Annotated in this window: 19 protein-coding genes; 14 read left to right on the forward strand and 5 right to left on the reverse strand. The window is 65.1% G+C overall.

The window, feature by feature from the left end:
• Nucleotides 1-17 precede the first annotated feature (17 nt).
• A complete protein-coding gene (locus E3T47_RS03145; RefSeq protein WP_134554161.1) occupies nt 18-461 on the reverse strand; it encodes a hypothetical protein in 444 nt (147 codons plus the stop codon).
• Between the two features lie 119 nt (nt 462-580).
• Nucleotides 581-769, reverse strand: coding sequence for a hypothetical protein (locus tag E3T47_RS03150; protein WP_134554163.1), 189 nt, complete (start codon nt 767-769; stop codon nt 581-583).
• Between the two features lie 233 nt (nt 770-1,002).
• Here E3T47_RS03150 and E3T47_RS03155 point away from each other — a divergent pair, with 233 nt between their 5' ends.
• From E3T47_RS03155 to E3T47_RS03195, 9 genes are all read left to right on the forward strand, one after another.
• Nucleotides 1,003-3,249 (forward strand): bifunctional alpha,alpha-trehalose-phosphate synthase (UDP-forming)/trehalose-phosphatase, encoded by a 2,247-nt coding sequence (locus E3T47_RS03155; RefSeq protein WP_241981888.1) that lies wholly within the window; start codon nt 1,003-1,005, stop codon nt 3,247-3,249.
• Between the two features lie 62 nt (nt 3,250-3,311).
• A complete protein-coding gene (gene ilvD / locus E3T47_RS03160) occupies nt 3,312-5,006 on the forward strand; it encodes a dihydroxy-acid dehydratase (RefSeq protein WP_134554167.1) in 1,695 nt (564 codons plus the stop codon).
• A gap of 86 nt (nt 5,007-5,092) precedes the next feature.
• Nucleotides 5,093-6,886: an acetolactate synthase large subunit gene (locus E3T47_RS03165; RefSeq protein ID WP_134554169.1), complete on the forward strand. Its 1,794-nt coding sequence runs from the start codon at nt 5,093-5,095 to the stop codon at nt 6,884-6,886.
• Nucleotides 6,887-6,888: 2 nt separating this feature from the next.
• Nucleotides 6,889-7,398, forward strand: a complete 510-nt coding sequence (ilvN, locus tag E3T47_RS03170; RefSeq protein WP_134554171.1) for an acetolactate synthase small subunit — start codon at nt 6,889-6,891, stop codon at nt 7,396-7,398.
• A 47-nt stretch (nt 7,399-7,445) separates the two neighbouring features.
• Nucleotides 7,446-8,474, forward strand: coding sequence for a ketol-acid reductoisomerase (ilvC, locus tag E3T47_RS03175; RefSeq protein WP_134554173.1), 1,029 nt, complete (start codon nt 7,446-7,448; stop codon nt 8,472-8,474).
• A gap of 82 nt (nt 8,475-8,556) precedes the next feature.
• On the forward strand, nt 8,557-9,222 hold the full coding sequence (locus E3T47_RS03180) for a DUF998 domain-containing protein (protein ID WP_134554175.1): 666 nt from the start codon (nt 8,557-8,559) through the stop codon (nt 9,220-9,222).
• Nucleotides 9,223-9,377: 155 nt separating this feature from the next.
• Nucleotides 9,378-10,676 carry an Nramp family divalent metal transporter gene (locus E3T47_RS03185; protein ID WP_134554176.1) on the forward strand — a complete coding sequence of 433 codons (1,299 nt, stop codon included), beginning with the start codon at nt 9,378-9,380 and terminating at the stop codon, nt 10,674-10,676.
• Nucleotides 10,677-10,709: 33 nt separating this feature from the next.
• Nucleotides 10,710-11,231, forward strand: coding sequence for a DNA polymerase III subunit gamma/tau (locus E3T47_RS03190; RefSeq protein WP_134554178.1), 522 nt, complete (start codon nt 10,710-10,712; stop codon nt 11,229-11,231).
• Nucleotides 11,228-11,584, forward strand: a complete 357-nt coding sequence (locus E3T47_RS03195; RefSeq protein ID WP_134554180.1) for a hypothetical protein — start codon at nt 11,228-11,230, stop codon at nt 11,582-11,584. The genes E3T47_RS03190 and E3T47_RS03195 overlap by 4 nt, the downstream gene beginning before the upstream one ends.
• Here E3T47_RS03195 and E3T47_RS03200 read toward each other — a convergent pair.
• Nucleotides 11,581-11,976, reverse strand: coding sequence for a DoxX family membrane protein (locus E3T47_RS03200; RefSeq protein ID WP_134554182.1), 396 nt, complete (start codon nt 11,974-11,976; stop codon nt 11,581-11,583). The two genes, E3T47_RS03195 and E3T47_RS03200, sit on opposite strands and share 4 nt — an antisense overlap.
• Nucleotides 11,977-12,062: 86 nt before the next feature.
• Between E3T47_RS03200 and serA the strand changes: the two genes are divergently transcribed.
• Nucleotides 12,063-13,655, forward strand: a complete 1,593-nt coding sequence (gene serA, locus E3T47_RS03205) for a phosphoglycerate dehydrogenase (protein WP_134554184.1) — start codon at nt 12,063-12,065, stop codon at nt 13,653-13,655.
• A 63-nt stretch (nt 13,656-13,718) separates the two neighbouring features.
• On the opposite strand, the gene E3T47_RS16510 is transcribed toward serA, so the two are convergent.
• Complete coding sequence (locus tag E3T47_RS16510; protein ID WP_134554186.1) at nt 13,719-14,279, reverse strand: TetR/AcrR family transcriptional regulator; 561 nt, start codon at nt 14,277-14,279, stop codon at nt 13,719-13,721.
• A gap of 174 nt (nt 14,280-14,453) precedes the next feature.
• Here E3T47_RS16510 and E3T47_RS03215 point away from each other — a divergent pair, with 174 nt between their 5' ends.
• Nucleotides 14,454-15,986: an MFS transporter gene (locus E3T47_RS03215; protein WP_241981892.1), complete on the forward strand. Its 1,533-nt coding sequence runs from the start codon at nt 14,454-14,456 to the stop codon at nt 15,984-15,986.
• Here the strand turns inward: E3T47_RS03215 and E3T47_RS03220 are convergent, their stop codons facing one another.
• Nucleotides 15,987-16,238, reverse strand: a complete 252-nt coding sequence (locus E3T47_RS03220) for a DUF6458 family protein (protein ID WP_134554187.1) — start codon at nt 16,236-16,238, stop codon at nt 15,987-15,989.
• A 112-nt stretch (nt 16,239-16,350) separates the two neighbouring features.
• Here E3T47_RS03220 and E3T47_RS03225 point away from each other — a divergent pair, with 112 nt between their 5' ends.
• Genes E3T47_RS03225 through E3T47_RS03235 form a run of 3 tightly spaced genes read left to right on the forward strand, consistent with a single transcriptional unit; the run spans nt 16,351 to nt 19,277 of the window.
• Entirely contained in the window at nt 16,351-17,421 is a 1,071-nt protein-coding gene (locus E3T47_RS03225; protein ID WP_134554189.1) for a 3-isopropylmalate dehydrogenase, read from the forward strand.
• Nucleotides 17,418-18,521: a branched-chain amino acid aminotransferase gene (locus E3T47_RS03230; RefSeq protein WP_134554191.1), complete on the forward strand. Its 1,104-nt coding sequence runs from the start codon at nt 17,418-17,420 to the stop codon at nt 18,519-18,521. The genes E3T47_RS03225 and E3T47_RS03230 overlap by 4 nt, the downstream gene beginning before the upstream one ends.
• A gap of 33 nt (nt 18,522-18,554) precedes the next feature.
• Nucleotides 18,555-19,277 carry a fumarylacetoacetate hydrolase family protein gene (locus E3T47_RS03235; protein ID WP_134554193.1) on the forward strand — a complete coding sequence of 241 codons (723 nt, stop codon included), beginning with the start codon at nt 18,555-18,557 and terminating at the stop codon, nt 19,275-19,277.
• Nucleotides 19,278-19,294: the final 17 nt, after the last annotated feature.

Consider the following 19,294-nt stretch of genomic DNA (forward strand, 5'->3'; position numbering starts at 1 on the left):
TGGCAGAAGTGCCCGAATCAGGCGACGAAACGGGCCGATGCGAGCGTTGCGGACGCTTTCTCGATCCAAGCAGCGGATGCTGCAGCCACGTCGTCAGCGCTGGCGTCGGCCTCGTCGAGCGGTGTTAGGGCAATTGCGGCCGGTTCGCTCCAGGTCGTGATCGGCGCGGGGGTCCAGGACAGCGCCGTCGGCTCACCGCGGCTCTCGCCGCGCAGCACGGTTTGCTCCGTCGTGATGGCGTCGGTCAGCTCGGACGCGATCGCCCGGGCCTTCAACTCGTGGAAGATCACTTCGGTGTCGTCGGCTGTGCGCGCAACGAGGGTCCAGGCGCCGTGCTCGCCGACCAGGGCGTTGAGCCGGTCATGTAGCAGCTCGAAAATTCGTTCGTCACGCAGCACTGGAACGGGGGCGACACTCAGCGCAGCACTCGCGGCCAAACGTCGGCGTCGACGACCAAACATGACAAGCCCCTTCGCGTAGAAAACGAGCAACCGAGATCAGCCGCAATATCTATTTTCAGTGATGAGTCGTTGAGTCGCCGGGGGGACACGCCGCCGGCTCCGCTAATTCAGAGCGGAATTCAGCTCTCGACTTGACGTTTATTCGCGTCTTCGATGACCGTGCCGATGGCGACGGCGGCGCTCAGGCCCCAGCCGAGCCAGAGCATCACCAGGCGCCAATCCCGCGGACCGTGCCGCGTGGCCTGTACGGTGTTCCATCCTCCGGCGACGACGCCGATCATTGCACTGCTGAACACGAATTTGCGCATGTGAACCTCCGGAATCAGGTTACCCGGCACGGGCGCGACCGCGCCAAAGCCGGCAACCGTCTTTTGCTGGGAAGAACCCGTGAGCAGACAAGCGTGCCACGTGGAGCGCAAGTCGTGCCCCGAGCGGGTGCGGGCGCGACTGGTAACCTCGATAGGGCAACACAGGTGCGCGCCTTGGGTGCGCCCGGAACGGATGATCCATTACAACTTCAGCCGAACCCACACGGTCCCAGATCGACCCGCACCCCGTCGAGCCCGCTGATGCCCCCGCCGGAACGTACACTTTCGTCGTCGTCTCCAACCGGCTGCCGGTAGATTACGAAGAAGCAGAGGACGGCGCCGTCATCTGGCGCACCTCGCCCGGCGGGCTGGTCACTGCGCTCGAGCCCCTCATGCGGTCCTCTCACGGAGCCTGGGTCGGCTGGCCGGGTGTCGCCGACCGCGATTTCGAACCGTTTAAAAATGACGGCATCTCGCTCGTGCCGGTGAGGCTCAATAAAGCCGATATCGAGGACTATTACGAGGGGTTCTCCAACGACACCCTCTGGCCGCTGTACCACGACGTTATCGCCCCGCCGAGCTATCACCGCGAGACGTGGGAAGCGTATATGGCCGTCAACCGCCGATTCGCCACGGCGGCCGCCGCGGTCGCTGCCCCGGGTGCAACGGTCTGGGTGCACGATTACCAGCTGCAGCTCGTGCCGCGCATGCTGCGCGAATCCCGCCCCGACCTCGTCATCGGTTTCTTCAATCACATTCCTTTTCCACCATATGGAATCTATGCGCAGCTGCCCTGGCGCAAACAAATTCTCCACGGGCTGCTCGGCGCCGACGTCATCGGCTTCCAGCGGATTGCAGATGCCGGTAACTTCTCCCAAGCAGTACGTCGCCTTTACGGCTATCCCACCCGCGGCGTCGTCATCGACGTGCCGACTGGTGAGAACGGCCAGAATGGCCAGAACGGTGAATCCCGCCGCGTCATCGCCAAACACTTTCCCATCTCGATCGACTCGGCCGGCTACGAAGACCTTGCCAGGCGCCCCGACATTCAAGCCAGGGCTCGCCAAATTCGCGAAGACCTTGGCAACCCCAAAACCCTGATGCTCGGAGTAGACCGGCTCGACTACACCAAGGGCATCGGCCACCGCATCAAGGCCTTTGGCGAGCTGCTCGCCGACGGTCGGTTGAGCGTCGAAGACGTCACCCTGGTGCAGGTCGCCAGCCCATCACGCGAACGCGTCAGCACCTATATGGCCCTGCGCGACGAGATCGAACTCGCCGTCGGCCGACTCAACGGCGATTTCTCGACCATCAGTCACACCGCCATCAGCTACCACCACCACAGCTATCCGCGCGAAGAAATGGTCGCGATGTACCTCGCCGCCGACGTCATGCTCGTCACCGCGTTACGCGACGGTATGAACCTCGTCGCCAAAGAGTACGTGGCGGCGCGCTTCGACGTTGACGGGGTGCTCGTATTGAGCGAGTTCGCCGGTGCCGCCGACGAGCTCAAACAGGCGATACTAATCAATCCGCACGACATTGACGGCACCAAGGACGCCATCGTGCGGGCGGTCGAGATGCCTAAACGAGAGCGCGCGCGGCGTATGCGGTCGCTGCGACGCAAGGTCGCCGAAAACGATGTCGCCGCTTGGTCGGCTTCTTTCCTGAGAGCGCTCACCGGCGGAGCCGCCGTACCCGCCGGAATCCCCGACGACCTCGACCTGGCTCTGCAGAGCATTGCCAGCGTCGATAACCTGCTTATCGCCCTCGACTTCGACGGCACCCTGGCGCCCCACGTCGACCATCCCGAAGACGCCCGTGCCATCGCCGGCAACCGAGAAGCAGTGCAGGCCCTGCTTGACTTGGCGGGCGTGCGTGTCGCCCTCGTCTCCGGACGCGCCCTGGTGAGCCTGCAACACGTCGCCCAGCCGCAGAGTTCGGTACTGCTGACCGGCTCGCACGGTATCGAGGTGCAGCTGGACACCCCCGAGATCGAGCTCAACCTGCTTTCCACCGAACTCGAGCAACTCGATACCCTCGCCCGGGTGCTCGAGCGCATCTCCGGCTCGATCGCCGGCACCACAATTGAGCGCAAGCCCGCCGGTCTAGCCCTGCACACTCGCCTCGCAACCGAGGAAGACGGCGAGAAGGCCGAACGTCAGGCGCGTGAGCAACTGGGGGATCAGCTGCCCGGGCTAACCATTCGAGAAGGCAAGAACGTGCTCGAGTTCTCGGTGCGATCGAGCACCAAGGGCGACGCCCTCGTGAAGCTGCGCGAATACACCGGCGCCGACCGCGTGTTCTACGCCGGCGACGACGTAACCGACGAGGATGCCTTCGCGGCACTGCACGACGACGACGTCGGGCTCAAAATCGGACAGGGTGCCACTCTCGCCGGTTACCGGGTGCGCAGCCCGCACGAGGTCACCCAGGTCCTGGTGCGCATTGCCGCACTGAGGGCGGGGCAGGCGACCTGACCTGGTCGCTCTGACCCTCTACCTGAATCGCAGGTGCCTGTCGAGGTTCTAGACTCGAAGGCATGTCTGAGATCGATGTGAAGCCCCGTAGCCGCGACGTCACCGATGGGATCGAGGCCACCACCTCTCGGGGTATGCTCCGTGCCGTCGGAATGGGCGACGCCGACTGGGAAAAGCCCCAGATCGGCATTGCAAGCTCATGGAACGAGATCACGCCGTGCAACCTGTCGCTTGACCGCCTGGCTCAGGCCGCCAAGGAGGGCGTGCATTCCGGCGGCGGGTACCCCTTGCAGTTCGGCACCATCTCCGTCTCCGATGGCATCTCGATGGGTCACGAGGGCATGCACTTCTCCCTCGTCTCCCGTGAGGTCATTGCCGACTCGGTCGAGGTCGTCATGCAGGCCGAGCGCCTCGACGGCAGCGTGCTGCTGGCCGGCTGCGACAAATCACTGCCCGGCATGCTCATGGCCGCCGCCCGCCTCGACCTCGCGAGCGTCTTCCTCTACGCCGGGTCGATCGCGCCGGGCTGGGTCAAGCTCTCCGACGGCACGGAAAAAGACATCACCATCATCGACTCCTTCGAAGCTGTCGGCGCGGTCAAGGCCGGCCGTATGAGCGTCGAAGATGCCAAGCGCATCGAGTGCGCGTTCGCACCCGGCGAGGGTGCCTGCGGTGGCATGTACACCGCCAACACCATGGCCAGCGTCGCGGAAGCACTCGGAATGAGCCTGCCCGGCTCCGCGAGCCCCGCATCCGCCGATCGTCGCCGCGACTATTTCGCCCGCCGCTCCGGGGAAGCGGTCGTCAACATGCTGCGCCTCGGCATCACCGCCCGCGACATTCTCACCCGCAAAGCCTTCGAGAACGCGATCGCCGTGGCCATGGCCTTCGGCGGGTCGACGAACGTGGTGCTGCATCTGCTGGCGATCGCCCGCGAGGCCGAGGTCGAGCTGACCCTCGACGACTTCAACCGCATCGGTGACCAGGTTCCGCACATCGGCGACCTCAAGCCCTTCGGTAAGTACGTCATGAACGACGTCGACCGTCAGGGCGGCGTTCCCACCGTCATGCGCGCGCTGCTCGAAGCTGGCCTCATCCACGGCGACACGCTCACCGTGACGGGCAAGACCGTGGCGGAGAACCTCGCCGAGATCGACCCGCCGGCCCTCGACGGTGAGGTGCTGCGCACCCTCGACAACCCCATTCACAAGAGTGGTGGTATCACCATCCTCAAGGGCACGTTCGCTCCCGAGGGCGCCGTGGTGAAGACGGCCGGCTTCGACGCCGCCGTGTTCGAAGGACCGGCCCGGGTGTTCGAACGGGAACGCGCGGCGATGGACGCCCTGACCGAGGGCAAGATCTACAAGGGTGACGTCGTCATCATCCGCTATGAAGGCCCCAAGGGCGGGCCGGGAATGCGCGAAATGCTTTCGATCACCGCCGCCATCAAGGGCGCTGGGCTCGGCTCCGATGTACTACTATTAACGGACGGTCGATTCTCAGGCGGCACAACCGGACTGTGTATCGGCCACATAGCACCCGAAGCGGTGGACGCAGGTCCAATTGCTTTCGTGCGCGATGGGGATCTGATACGGGTCGATATCGCAGCTCGCACGCTTGACCTACTGGTCGCACCGGCAGAGCTGGCTGCCCGCCGAGATGGCTGGGCGCCCCTTCCCCCGCGCTACACCCGTGGCGTACTCGCGAAGTACTCAAAGCTCGTGCACTCCGCCGCCGAAGGCGCCATTACCGGCTAACGGCGTGTGCTGGTTAGCCCGTGTACCCGTGAGGGCACCCGGTTCGATGTCGAAATGACCAATTTCGAAGTAGGGATTCAACGACCATGACCACGGAAACCTCTCCCGTGCCCTCGGCTCCCGCCTCAGCGGAGCCGGAGATGCTCACCGGCTCGGGTGCGATCATTCGCACCCTCGAGCTGCTCGGCGTCACCGACGTCTTCGGCATCCCCGGCGGCGCCGTCATCCCGCTCTACGACGAGCTCATGACGCAGACCAAGATTCGTCACATCCTGGTGCGGCACGAACAGGGCGCCGGCCACGCGGCCGAGGGTTATGCTTCCGCCACGGGTCGCGTTGGCGTCGCCATCGCAACGAGCGGTCCGGGCGCCACCAACCTCGTCACCGCCATAGCGGATGCCTACATGGACTCGGTTCCGCTGCTCGCGATCACCGGCCAGGTGTTCTCAACCTCGATGGGGACGGACGCCTTCCAGGAGGCCGACATTATCGGTATCACGATGCCGATCACGAAGCACTCCTTCCTTGCCCGCCGCGCCGAAGAGATTCCCGCGGCGATCGCTTCGGCGTATCACATCGCGTCGACCGGCCGCCCCGGTCCGGTGCTCGTGGACATCACCAAGGACGCGCAGCAGAACCTGGCACCGTTCATCTGGCCGCCCAAGCTCGACCTGCCCGGCTACCGGCCAATCGTCAAGGCGCACGGCAAGCAGGTGCAGGCGGCAGCGCAGCTGCTGCTCAACGCCAAGAAGCCCGTACTGTACGTGGGTGGCGGAGTCATCCGCGCGCACGCATCCGCTGAACTGATCGTGCTCGCCGAGGCGACCGGTGCGCCCGTTGTGACCACCCTCATGGCCAGAGGTGCGTTTCCCGACTCGCACCCGCAGCACCTCGGCATGCCGGGCATGCACGGCACGGTTCCGGCCGTTCTCGCGCTGCAAGAGAGCGACCTCATCATTTCGTTCGGAGCACGCTTCGACGACCGGGTGACCGGAAAGATCAGCGAATTCGCTCCCAACGCGAAGGTCGTGCACGTTGACGTCGATCCGGCCGAGATCTCCAAGATCCGCTTCGCCGACGTACCCATCGTCGGTGATGCCAAGGACGTCATTGCCGACCTGACGCTGGCCTGGGCCGAAGTAACCCAGGATGCCGCACCCGACACTGCAGAGTGGTGGACCTACCTGCACGGCTTGAAGGAGGAGTTCCCGCTCGGATTCACCGAGCCCACCGACGGTTTGCTGGCCCCCCAGTACGTGATCCAGCGCATCGGCGAGCTCACCGGTCCTGAGGCGGTCTACGCGGCCGGCGTCGGGCAGCACCAGATGTGGGCCGCGCAGTACATCAAGTACGAACGGCCCAACTCCTGGCTCAACTCCGGCGGCGCTGGCACCATGGGCTATTCCATCCCCGCCGCGATGGGCGCCAAGGTCGCCGAACCAGACCGGGTGGTCTGGTCGATCGACGGTGACGGCTGTTTCCAGATGACCAATCAAGAACTCGCCACCTGCACGATCAACAAGATCCCGATCAAGGTCGCGATCATCAACAACTCCTCACTCGGCATGGTGCGCCAGTGGCAGTCGTTGTTCTACGACGGACGTCACTCCTTCACCGACCTCAACACCGGCCACGGCACCGCCATGGTGCCCGACTTCGTCAAAATGGCGGATGCTTATGGCGCGCTCGGAATTCGAGTCACCAGCAAGGACCAGGTTGATGACGCCATCAAGCTGGCCCTCGCCACCAATGACCGGCCGGTCGTGATCGACTTCATCGTGAGCCCCGGCGCCATGGTCTGGCCGATGGTTCCGCAGGGAGTCAGCAACAGTTTTGTTCAGTACGCCAAGGACCACGCACCGACCTGGGGAGACGAGTAACCGTGACGAGCCACGTTCTGAGTCTGCTCGTCGAGGACAAGCCCGGCCTGCTCACGCGCGTCGCCGGCCTGTTCGCGCGTCGCGGCTTCAACATTGAAAGCCTCGCTGTGGGCCACAGCGAGATCCCCGGTCTGTCCCGCATCACGATTATGGTCGACGTCGAAGACGTGCCGCTCGAGCAGGTGACCAAGCAGCTCAATAAGCTGATCAACGTCATCAAGATCGTCGAGCTCGACGTGGCCCAGTCGGTGCAGCGCGAACACCTGCTGATCAAGGTCAAGGTCGACAACACGACGCGGTCGCAGGTACTCGAAGCGGTCAACCTGTTCCGCGCCCGCGTCGTCGACGTGGCCACGGACGCCGTCGTGATCGAGGTCACCGGCGACAGCGGTAAGACCCAGGCGCTGCTGCGGGTGCTCGAACCGTTCGGCATTCGCGAGCTCGCCCAGTCGGGCCTGCTCGCCATCGGCCGCGGCTCCAAATCCATCACCGAACGAGTCTTCAAGAACTAACGTTCTTCAGCTTTTTCTAACAATCAATTCACGAGGAGAGAAACACATTGTCTGAGATTTTCTACGACAAAGACGCCGACCTGACGATCATTGCGGGCAAGAAGGTGGCCGTCATCGGCTACGGCTCGCAGGGTCACGCCCACGCGCAGAACCTGCGCGACTCCGGCGTTGAGGTCAAGATCGGCCTGAAGGACGGCTCAAAGAGCAAGGCCAAGGCCGAAGAAGCCGGCTTCACCGTTCTGTCCACAGCGGATGCCGCGGCCTGGGCCGACGTCATCGTCATCCTCGCTCCCGACCAGGTGCAGCGTCACCTATATAAAGATGACGTGCTGCCAAACCTTAGCGCCGGCAAGGCGCTGGTCTTCGGCCACGGCTTCAACATCCGGTTCGGGTACATCACCGCTCCTGACGGCGTCGACGTCGTCATGGTTGCCCCCAAGGGACCCGGCCACACCGTGCGCCGTGAATTCGAAGCCGGTCGCGGTGTTCCCGTGATTGTCGCGGTCGAGAAGGACGCGACGGGCAACGCCTGGCCGCTCACCCTCAGCTACGCCAAGGCGATCGGTGGCCTGCGTGCCGCCGGCATCAAGACCACCTTCACCGAAGAGACCGAAACCGACCTGTTCGGCGAGCAGGCCGTGCTCTGCGGTGGTACCTCACAGCTGATCCAGTACGGTTTCGAGGTTCTCACCGAAGCCGGCTACCAGCCGCAGGTCGCCTACTTCGAGGTTCTGCACGAGCTCAAGCTCATCGTCGACCTCATGTGGGAAGGCGGCATCGCGAAGCAGCGTTGGAGCGTCTCCGACACCGCCGAGTACGGCGACTACGTCTCCGGCCCGCGCGTCATCGATCCGAGCGTCAAGGAGAACATGAAGGCCGTTCTCGCCGACATCCAGAGCGGCGCGTTCGCCGAGCGTTTCATCGCCGACCAGGACAATGGCGGCGTGGAGTTCCTCGCCCTGCGCAAGAAGGGCGAAGACCACCCGATCGAGGCCACCGGCCGCAGCCTGCGCAAGCTGTTCGCGTGGAACGCGTCGACCGACGACGACTACACCGACGGCTCTGTCTCGCGCTAGGCATTCGCTGAACCGATTCGCATGACCGAAGGGGCCCTCGTTCGCGAGGGTCCCTTCGTGCGTTTTTTGAAGGCGGGTGAGTATGGCAGCGCATATTACGAACACACGCCGTTGGCGGCAGCGCAGCGCGACGGCAGCCATGGTCGGAGTCGTACTCTACGTACTCGTCGACGTGGTGCTGCAGTTTCTGCCACCGCACTACAGCCCGATCAGTGACGCCGAGAGCAACCTCGCCGTCGGTCCTTACGGCTGGGTGATGAATGTGAACTTTGTCGGCCGCGCAGTGTTCTGCGTCGCCGCCGTCGTGGCGATCGCCCTGACGGCACACACGCTGGTGTCCGGGCGCCGGGACCGCCTGCTCGGCTTCGGCCTTGTGCTTCTGCTGGTCGGCGGAGCCAGCTCGGCGGTGCTCGCGTTCTTTCCGGCCGATGTCAGCGCCGCGCACACGAGTGCGCTGCAGACCTCGACCACGGTCGGCGTCATCCACCTCGCTGTGGCATCCTTCGGCTTTGTCGCGGCTCTCTTTGCGATCCTGCTGCTGACGATCTGGCTGTGGATTCGGCACGTTCTGCCGCGCGTGCGGCCGTGGGCGACCGCGTTCGCCGCGCTCACCCTGCTCGGGCTGCTCCTGGTCGTCGCAGCGAGCGCGTTGGCGCCGGGCGTTGTCGGCCTCGCCGAACGCGCCGCCCTGGCGGGAATCCTGGGGTGGACTTTTTCGGTGAATGCCGGCATTCGCCGTCTGACGTAGACTCCGAGTCTGCCCCAAACCGGTAGAGTCGAGCAATGCACTGGTGTGACCACCGGTTCATCTGGTCCTGTGCACCGACGCACAGCTTTGCCGTGGGCTATCCCTCAAACGGATGCCTGTGGGGCCGCCCGCTCCACTCGCGTAAGGCCGGCACCATGACCTCAGGCAGAAATCTTGACGATTCGAATTTGGTAGCACCCGTCGAACTCGAGGATGGCAAACCCCCCAGGTGGAAAATCGTTGGCCCCGGCCTCGTCGTGGCAGCCACCGGCGTCGGAGCGGCCGACATGGTCGCCACCCTCGTGGCCGGCTCGCGCTACGGCTACGCGCTGCTCTGGGCGGTCATCCTCGGCGTGATCCTCAAGATCGTGCTGGTCGAGGGCGCCGGTCGATACACCCTCGCCACCGGCAAGACCATCTTCGAGGGCTGGCGTTCCCTCGGCAAGTGGACCACCTGGTACTTCGGCCCGTACATCATGCTGTGGGGCTTCGTCTACGGCGCCACCGCCATGTCGTCGGCTGCCCTGCCGCTTGCGGCACTGTTCCCGGTCTTTCCGCTGCCGGTGTGGGCGGTTTTGATGGGCCTTGCCGGGCTCACCATGGTCTGGTTCGGGCGCTACGCCATATTTGAGAAGATTACCGCGGCGCTTGTGGGCATCATGTTCATCACGGTCGTCGGACTCGCCGTCATCGCCGCGCCCGACCTGCCCGCAATGCTGCAGGGACTCGTACCGATCATTCCCGAAGGCGGCGTGCTCTACACGCTCGCCCTGGCCGGCGGGGTCGGCGGCACCATCACTCTCGCCGCTTACGGCTACTGGCTGCGCGAAAAGGGCTGGTCAACGCCGCGCTGGATGAAGGTGATGCGCATCGACAACCGCATGGCCTACGTCATGACGGGAATCTTCGTCATCGCCATGCTCATCGTCGGCGCCGAAGTGGTCGGTGCCGCCGGAATCACCCTGAGCGCGGGCGACAAGGGTCTGCTCGACCTCTCCACGGTGCTCAACGAGAAGTACGGCGTCGTCGTCGGAACCGGCTTTCTGGTGGGGTTCTGGGCGGCATCCTTCTCGTCGATCATCGGCGTCTGGAACGGCGTGAGCCTCATGTTCGCCGATTTCTGGGGCAACATGCGCGGCAAGAAGTCAGGCCACCCCGACACCATGGTCGGCGGCAAGTACTTCAAGTTCTACCTGTTGTGGCTCACCTTCCCGCCGATGATCCTGTTCCTGCTCGGTTCGCCGATCGGGCTCATCCTCGCCTACGGCGTGCTCGGCTCGCTGTTCATGCCGTTTCTCGCGATGACCCTGCTCGGTCTGCTGAACGGCAAGCGCATTCCTCCAAAATGGCGCAACCGGTGGTTCACCAACATCGCTTTGAGCATTTGTGCCCTGCTTTTCATCATCCTGGGCGTGCAGCAGCTGATCACGGCCGTCAAGCCGCTGTTCGGCTAGCTGCGCGGCGGCTGGGCCGGATACTCTATAAAAATGAACCCGAGACGCGACGACGATGCACTGAATTGGGCCGGTGACGACGACCCGACGCTGCACGAGGGGAGCGCCGATCGGGCGAGGCCCGCACCAGACGGCTTGTCAGAGGGATGGACTACTCCGCAGGTTTCAGCGAACCATCCGGTTGCAACCGACAGCACAACGGATGCCGACACGCCCGCTCCCGAGACCGCCCAGCCCTCCAACCCGGCAGCGAGCTCGGCCGCCCTGGTCGGCATGGGCATCCTCGCCGGCATGTACCTGCTCTACTCGATCGGCTGGTTCATCGGCGTGGCCCGCGTCTCGACCCCGTCTATAGCCGTCAGCCCGGCTGACCCGGTCGCCGGGTTCATGACGTCCCTGGGCGGGTGGCTCGCGGTAGCGGCACCAGTGGTCTGGTTCGGATCGACTTTCTGGCTCACGATGAGCCGGCCGCGCGCGCGGTGGGTCTTTCTGCTGCTCGGCGTCGTCGTATTGATTCCGTTTCCCTTTCTCGTCGGAACGGGGCAGCCGCTGTGAGCGAGATCGAGCTGACCGCTGTGCAGCCCCGCCAGCGTCCGCGCTGGCTTCTGCTGGCCATCGCCCTGTTTATCGGGCTGTTCTATGCCTACGACGTTTGGGAAGCCGTCGGCAACCTGGTCGGGCTGAACCTGCAGGCCCAGTCCCTCGATACGCAGCTGAGCGGCTTCGGCTGGGCCGTGCTCATTTTCGGCGTGCTCCTGCCGGTGCTGGTCTACGCCCTGGCCTTCTGGATCGGACGCAACCGGGCCTTCGGACTGCAGGCCCTGACCCTGTTCGTCGGGCTCTGCGCGGTGGCTGCCGTCTCGCTCGACATCACCGCGGTCTTCAGCCTGGCCAGACTGATCGTCTAGAGCACCGACACCACGACCAGGGCCATCAGCACCACCTGGGCGATGAGCCGGGGGACGAAGGGGATCGCCACCCGCCCGAACCGTTTCGGATGCTGCGCGGCATAGGCGTTGGCCGGAAACACCGCTGCCAGAAACACCACGAGCGCCGCGGCCGCCGAAACCATGGTCGGTGGAAGGAGCAGTCCGAGCCCGCCGGCCACCTCACACACCCCGGTGAAGAGCACGAGGTTGACCGGGCTGGCCAGGCCGCTCCGGCGCAGGCGCGGCGGAATCATCGCAGCCATCGTGCGTTGCACCGACGGCAGAAAATGGGTGAGACCGGCGCCGATGAAGACCAGTGCCAGAAGCACCCGCAGTGCCAATTGGAGTCCGTCGACTACGTCGTTGCTCATTGGTCTATTGTGCAGCCGGTAGGGTGGAAACCGAGTAGCGCCCTTTTTCGCGCCGCCGACACATGCAATCTAAGGATCCGATTTTATTGTCGAAGCCCGTCGTCCTGATCGCCGAAGAACTTTCCCCCGCCACCGTCGATGCCCTTGGCCCCGACTTTGACATTCACCACGTCGACGGCACGGATCGCTCTGCGCTGTTCGCCGAGCTTGCCACCGCGCAGGCCGTCTTGGTGCGGTCCGCCACGAAAATGGATGCCGAAGCCATTAAGGCTGCGCCCCACCTGAAGGTCATCGCCCGCGCCGGCGTCGGCCTCGACAACGTGGACATCAAGGCGGCGACCGCGGCCGGCGTCATGGTCGTCAACGCTCCCACCTCCAACATCATCTCGGCCGCCGAGCTGACCGTTGGGCACATCCTGAGCCTGGCCCGTCACATTCCTGCCGCCTCCGGTGCCCTCGCCGATGGGCAGTGGAAGCGCTCCAAGTACACCGGCGTCGAGCTCTACGAAAAGACCATCGGCATCATCGGCCTCGGCCGGATCGGTGCGCTCATCACCGCCCGCCTGCAGGCCTTCGGCACCAACGTCATCGCCTACGACCCCTACATCACCTCGGCACGCGCCCAGCAGCTCGGCGTGACCCCGGTCACCCTCGACGAACTGCTCGCGCAGTCCGACTTCGTCACGATCCACATGCCGAAGACGCCGGAGACCACCGGCATGATCGGTGCCGCCCAACTCAAGCTGATGAAGCCGACCGCGTTCGTCGTTAACGTCGCCCGCGGCGGACTCATCGACGAAGATGCGCTGCACGAAGCCCTCCTCGCCGGCACCATCGCCGGCGCCGGCCTGGACGTGTTCGTGAGCGAACCGCCCACCGGTTCGCCGTTGCTCGGCCTCGACAACATCATCACGACCCCGCACCTCGGCGCGTCGACCGACGAAGCCCAGGAAAAGGCTGGCGTCTCCGTCGCTAAGTCCGTGCGCCTCGCGCTCTCCGGCGAGCTCGTTCCCGACGCGGTGAACGTGGCCGGCGGAGTCATCGATCCCTACGTGCGCCCCGGCATTCCGCTGGTCGAGAAGCTCGGCCAGGTGTTCTCCGGCCTCGCCGCGCACAGCCCGCTCACGAGCGTGGACGTCGAGGTGCGCGGTGAACTCGTCGAGTACGACGTGAGCGTGCTCAAGCTCGCCGCGCTCAAGGGCATCTTCACCAACGTCGTGAGCGAGACCGTCTCCTACGTCAACGCGCCCCTGTTGGCCGAGCAGCGCGGCGTCACCGTGCGCATGCTCACCGACGCTGAATCGCCCGAGTACCGCAACGTCATCACCCTGCGGGGCGCCCTCGCCGACGGGTCGCAGGTCTCTGTCTCCGGTACCCTCACCGGCACCAAGCAGATCGAGAAGATCGTCGAGATCAACGGCTACGACGTCGAGGTTCCGTTTGCCAAGAACCTTATTGTCATGCTCTACGCCGATCGCCCCGGAATCGTCGCCATCTATGGCCGCGAATTTGGCGACGCCAAGATTAACATTGCGGGCATGCAGATCGCCCGCGACGTGGCTGGCGGCAAGGCGCTCAGTGTTCTGACCGTCGACTCCGAGGTTCCGGTCGGGCTGCTCGTTGCCGTGCGCACCGCGATCGACGCCGAGATCATGGTGGAGATCGACCTCACCGATTAAGGCTCTGCAGAACGGATGCGAGTGGGCGCCTGCCCTGCAGGCGCCCACTTTTCCGTCCCCGCCTCAGCGCGGCAGCAACCGGCCGATCACGGCGATCAACCGGGTCATGGCCTCATCGTCGTGAAGCTGCGGCGCTTGCTCGTGCCCGGCGAGCGACGAGTTGACGAAGAGCCCGTCACTGATCAGCATGATCGCCTGGGCTGTGTGCGGATCGTGCACCGCGTCTTCGATCACCGAGAGCCAGCGTCGACGAATATCGGTGAGCACCTGCATGGCGCGTGGATCCCGGCCCTGGGCGAGCCGGGAACCGGCGATGTAGGCGCGATCGAGCGGGCTGCCAGTGTGCACCGAGGTGCGAATGAGGTAGTCGACCGGTCCGGCGGTGGCGGTGCGGATGTTCTCCGCGTCTTCGACTGCAAGCGTATCGAGGCGGGCGAGCAGGCCGTCGATCAGGGCGTCCTTCGATGCGAAGTGGTAGAGCAGACCGCCCTTAGATACAGCGGCGGCCGCCGCGACGGCATCGAGGGTGGCCGACCGTTCCCCGCCCTCGACTAGCAACTCCTCGAAGGCGTCGAGCAGCCGATCCCGGGTAGAAGCGGATGGCGCGGCGGCATTTTTCGGCATAGAGGTCATGGTAACGAACACGCAGACTGTCGATCAGACACGAGGAGCGGACTAGACAACTATACCGTCCAGCCGGTACAGTCAATTCTGTTCCTCCGCAAATAGCAGTCGAAAAAAACCCAGAAAGTGAACGAGATCGTGTCTGCCCCCGCTGCCCCCACCGATTCCACCAACCTGACCCTTGGTGCTGAGCAGCCAGGCGCGGCATCCGCTCGGCCGGTACGGCATGACCGTCGACGCTGGTGGGCGCTGGCCGTGCTGATGCTGCCGGTACTGCTCGTGTCGATCGACAACACGGTGCTCAACTTTGCGCTGCCGGCGATCTCGACGGCGACCCTGCCGACCGGCGTACAGCTGCTCTGGATGGTTGACATCTACCCGCTCGTGCTCGCCGGCCTGCTCGTGGCCATGGGTAGCCTCGGCGACCGCATCGGCCGCCGCCGCCTGCTGCTCATCGGCTCTACCGGGTTCGGCGTGGTATCGGTCTTCGCGGCGTTCTCCCCGAGCATCGAGGGACTCATCATCGCCCGGGCGGCCCTCGGATTCTTCGGTGCGATGCTGATGCCGTCGACCCTGTCCCTGCTGCGCTCCACCTTCGTGGACCGCGATCAGCGCCGCCTTGCCATCGCGATCTGGGCCACCGGATTCGCGGCCGGCAGCGCCCTCGGGCCGGTCGTCGGCGGCATCCTGCTCGAGCATTTCGCCTGGGGCTCGGTCTTTCTGCTTGCGGTACCGGTTCTGCTGCCGCTGCTCGTGCTCGCACCGATCCTGGTCACCGAGTCGCGCGACCCGAACCCCGGCCGCATCGACGTTCTCAGCATCGTCCTCTCGTTGGGCACCATGCTTCCGATCGTCTACGGCATTAAGAGTATCGCCGAGCACGGAGTGACCTGGCTCACCCTGGCCCCGATCGCGTTCGGCCTGGCTCTAGGGGTGTGGTTTGTGCGCCGGCAGCTGCGGGTGCCGAATCCTATGCTCGACATGGGCCTGTTTCGGCGCGGCGCGTTCAGTGGCGCCGTCGGTGTCAACCTGCTCAGCGTGACAGCGCTCGTCGGGTGCCTGTTCTTCATCTCGCAGCACCTGCAACTCGTGCTTGGACTCTCACCGCTGTCGGCCGGACTCGTGCTCGTGCCCGGCCTGGCCGCGATGATCGTGGCCGGACTGCTGATCGTGCCGATCGCCCGTCGAGTGCGGCCGTCGCGAGTGGTGCCCGTGGCGCTGCTGGTGTCGGTAGCCGGGTTCGCGTCGATCGCGTTGCGCGGCGGCCAGATCGATGCCTTCTCCATCGGCGTGGCCTTCGTGCTGCTCGGAATTGGAATCGGTGCGGCCGAGACCGTGTCGAACGAGTTGATCGTGGCGACCGCGCCGGCAGATAAGGCGGGGGCGGCATCCGCTGTGTCAGAAACGGCCTACGAATTGGGGGCGGTCTTGGGAACGGCCGTTCTCGGCACGATTCTTACGGTGTCGTATCGCGCAGCCGTGCTGCTGCCCGACGGTTTGAGCGCGCCCGAACGGGCCGCCGCCGGCGAAACGCTCGGCGGCGCCGTAGCCGTGGCCGGGCAACTGCCCACCGGGGTAGCGCAGGAGCTGCTCGATTCGGCCCGGCACGCCTTCGACAGTGGTGTCGGTCTTACCGCCTGGATCGGCGTTGCGCTCGTGCTCGGGGCGGCCGTGGTTGCGCTGGTCGCGCTGCGCCGGGCCCGCTAGCTACAGGTCGTCGATCGAGTTCTCGCGGCGCGTGACCTGCTCGCCGTGCGCCGGGTCGGCGATGGTGCGGGTCGTGCTCACGCTGTTGCGGCGTCGCGTCATTAGCACGATTCCGAGGATCGTCACGAGTGCGCCGGCTGCGAGCAGAATGTAGCCGACGAGCTGCAGGTCCACCCCGGTCACGCTGATGTCGAGGGCCCACACCAGAATGGCGCCGATGACTAGCAGAAAGATTCCCAGTCCGATACTCATGATGTCCTTCTTTCCGTTGGTGGTGCGCTAGTGACCAGCCTAGGCAGTTCGGTGACAAAGGTAAGGTTTGACTATACGCAATTCAGGTGTTCGTTGACTGGTTCGGAGCCGCATGTCTCGTACTATCAAACTCGCTGTCATTCCCGGAGACGGGATTGGACCGGAAGTTGTCGCCGAGGCCGTGAAGGTGCTCGACGCCGTCACCGCCCGCGACGAGGTCACGATCGAGACGAGCACGTTTCAGCTCGGCGCAGCGAGGTTCCTTCAGACCGGTGATGTACTCACCGATGCCGACCTCGCGTCGATCCAGCAGCACGACGCCATTCTGCTCGGCGCCGTCGGCGGCGTTCCGGGCGATCCGCGCTTGAAAGACGCGAATATCGAGCGTGGGCTGCTGCTCGGCCTGCGCTTCGCCCTCGACCACTACGTCAATCTTCGGCCGTGCACCATCTACCCGGGAGTGACGAGCCCGCTCGCCGCTCCCGGCATGGTCGACTTCGTCGTCGTGCGGGAGGGAACGGAGGGCCCCTACGTCGGCAACGGCGGCGCGATCCGCCGCGGTACCCCGCAGGAGGTCGCTAACGAGGTCTCGGTGAACACCGCGTACGGGGTGGAACGCGTCGTGCGGCACGCTTTCGAGGTGGCACAGGGGCGCGAACGCAAGCGCCTCACCCTCGTGCACAAGACCAACGTGCTCGTTTTCGCTGGAAGCTTGTGGCAGCGCATCGTGAACGCGGTGGCCGCCGAATACCCCCAGGTCGCGGTGGATTATCTGCACGTCGACGCGGCGACTATCTTCTTCGTCACGAATCCGAGTAGATTCGACGTGATCGTCACCGATAACCTTTTTGGCGATATCCTCACCGACCTTGCAGCGGCAATCAGCGGCGGCATCGGCCTTGCGGCCTCCGGCAATATCAACCCGACGGGTCGCTTTCCCAGCATGTTCGAGCCGGTACACGGCTCGGCCCCCGATATCGCCGGCCAGCAACTCGCCGACCCGACCGCGGCCATCCTCTCGGTGGCGCTGTTGCTCGACCACCTCGGGCTGACGGATGCCGCGGCTCGCGTCAACGAGGCCGTGGCCGACGACCTGGCGCGACGCACCACAACCGTGCGGCGCAGCACTGCCGAGGTGGGGGACGCCATCGTGACACTTCTGACAGACAAGGTACTCAAATGAGCGAGACAGCAATCTTTCCACTGGGCTTTGCACTCACGCCGTCGACCAACGCGCGCGCCGGGGCCGAACGCGATGAGATCCTCGCCGATCCGGGCTTCGGCAAGCACTTCACCGACCACATGGTCACGATCGACTGGTCGGTCGAAGCCGGCTGGCACGACGCCCGCGTCACTCCGTACGGCCCGCTGCTGCTCGACCCCGCCTCCTCGGTGCTGCACTACGGCCAGGAGATCTTCGAGGGACTCAAGGCCTACCGGCATGCCGACAGCTCCATCTGGACTTTTCGTCCCGAGAAGAACGCGCAGCGCCTGCAGCGCTCAGCTCACCGCCTCGCACTGCCGGAACTCTCGGTTGCAGACTTCATCGAGTCGATCAGGCAGATGATCGCCATCGACGGCGACTGGGTGCCCACCGCGCCCGAGACCAGCCTCTACCTGCGCCCGTTCATGATCGCCAACGAGAGCTTTCTCGGCGTGCGCGCCGCCCACAAGGTGAGCTTCTACGTGATCGCCAGCCCGGCCGGCGCCTACTTCGCCGACGGCGTCGCCCCGGTGAAAATCTGGCTGTCGACCGAGTACTCCCGCGCCGGCCGCGGCGGCACCGGCGCAGCCAAATGCGGCGGCAACTACGCTGCGTCGCTGCTGCCCCAGATGGAGGCCTACGAGAACGGCTGTGCCCAGGTGCTCTTTCTCGACGGTGAAACCGGCAGGCACATCGACGAGTTGGGCGGCATGAACGTGTTCTTCGTGCACGGCACCGACACGCTCGTCACGCCGCGCCTCACCGGATCCATCCTCGAGGGCGTCACCCGCGACAGCATCATGCAGCTCGCCCGCGACCGCGGTATGACTGTGGAAGAGCGCGACGTAACGCTGGAGGAGTGGCGTGAGGGGGTCGCGTCCGGTGCCATCACCGAGGTCTTCGCCTGCGGAACCGCTGCCGTCGTCACCCCGATCGGCCAGCTCAAGGCACGCGACTTCACGATCGGCGAAGCGGATGCCCCCGCCGGCGCGATCACGCTGTCGCTGCGTCAGGAGCTCACCGACATTCAGTACGGACGCCTGCCCGACCGTCATGGCTGGCTCACCCGCCTAGACTGAAGCTTTTGGCCTTGACGGGCGGGAATGGGACACGTGAAGATCGCACGCTACAGCTACCAGGGCGCCATCGCGTTCGGCATCGTTGACGAGGACGAGCTGGTCGTGCTCGCAAGCGACCCGATGTTCACCGGATTCGACACGACCGGCGACCGGGTGGCGCTGGCCGACGTGAAGCTGCTCGCGCCGGTGATCCCGCGCTCGAAAATCGTCGCAGTGATGTCCGACCAGGAATTCGTGCTTCGGCCGAACACCGTCGTCGTTGGCCCCGGCGACGTCATCGTGCTGCCGGCCGCCTCTGACCGGGTCGAGATCGATGGCCAACTGGCGATCATCATCGGCAAGATTGCCAAAAACGTTTCGGCGGCGGGTGCCCTCAGCCGCGTCTTTGGCTACACCGTCGCGACGGTCGTCACCGCGGCCGACCTCGCTTCGGCCACGCGGGCCGGTGCCTTTGACACGTTTCTGCCGCTCGGACCCGTCATTGAGACGGAGTTCGACGAGGCGGCCACAGCGCTGCGCGGGCTCATCAACGACGAGGAATTTCAGGCGGTCTCGCTCGCCGACGACGACCGCACGACCGAGGAGACTGTTTCGGCCCTCGTCGCGTTCGCCTCGAGCGTGTTCACCCTGCTGCCCGGAGATGTGATCCTGGCCGGACCGATGGACACGCCGGCGGATATCGTCGATGGCGATACGGTCTCGATAACGATCGCAGGCATCGGAGCACTCGTGAACCCCGTGGTGCGCCCGGACTGAGGCTGTGAGCCCCGGGC

Source organism: Cryobacterium ruanii (genome assembly GCF_004404055.1).
Taxonomy (GTDB): domain Bacteria; phylum Actinomycetota; class Actinomycetes; order Actinomycetales; family Microbacteriaceae; genus Cryobacterium; species Cryobacterium ruanii.

Excerpts from the sequence above, each read along its gene's own strand:
- E3T47_RS03200 (WP_134554182.1), bottom strand. The coding sequence starts at position 11,976 with ATGAGCAACGACGTAGTCGACGGACTCCAATTGGCACTGCGGGTGCTT.
- E3T47_RS03145 (WP_134554161.1), bottom strand. The coding sequence starts at position 461 with ATGTTTGGTCGTCGACGCCGACGTTTGGCCGCGAGTGCTGCGCTGAGT.
- E3T47_RS03180 (WP_134554175.1), top strand. The coding sequence starts at position 8,557 with ATGGCAGCGCATATTACGAACACACGCCGTTGGCGGCAGCGCAGCGCG.
- E3T47_RS03185 (WP_134554176.1), top strand. The coding sequence starts at position 9,378 with ATGACCTCAGGCAGAAATCTTGACGATTCGAATTTGGTAGCACCCGTC.
- E3T47_RS03225 (WP_134554189.1), top strand. The coding sequence starts at position 16,351 with ATGTCTCGTACTATCAAACTCGCTGTCATTCCCGGAGACGGGATTGGA.
- E3T47_RS03165 (WP_134554169.1), top strand. The coding sequence starts at position 5,093 with ATGACCACGGAAACCTCTCCCGTGCCCTCGGCTCCCGCCTCAGCGGAG.
- E3T47_RS03150 (WP_134554163.1), bottom strand. The coding sequence starts at position 769 with ATGCGCAAATTCGTGTTCAGCAGTGCAATGATCGGCGTCGTCGCCGGA.
- E3T47_RS03230 (WP_134554191.1), top strand. The coding sequence starts at position 17,418 with ATGAGCGAGACAGCAATCTTTCCACTGGGCTTTGCACTCACGCCGTCG.
- E3T47_RS16510 (WP_134554186.1), bottom strand. The coding sequence starts at position 14,279 with ATGCCGAAAAATGCCGCCGCGCCATCCGCTTCTACCCGGGATCGGCTG.
- E3T47_RS03190 (WP_134554178.1), top strand. The coding sequence starts at position 10,710 with ATGAACCCGAGACGCGACGACGATGCACTGAATTGGGCCGGTGACGAC.
- ilvD (WP_134554167.1), top strand. The coding sequence starts at position 3,312 with ATGTCTGAGATCGATGTGAAGCCCCGTAGCCGCGACGTCACCGATGGG.
- E3T47_RS03220 (WP_134554187.1), bottom strand. The coding sequence starts at position 16,238 with ATGAGTATCGGACTGGGAATCTTTCTGCTAGTCATCGGCGCCATTCTG.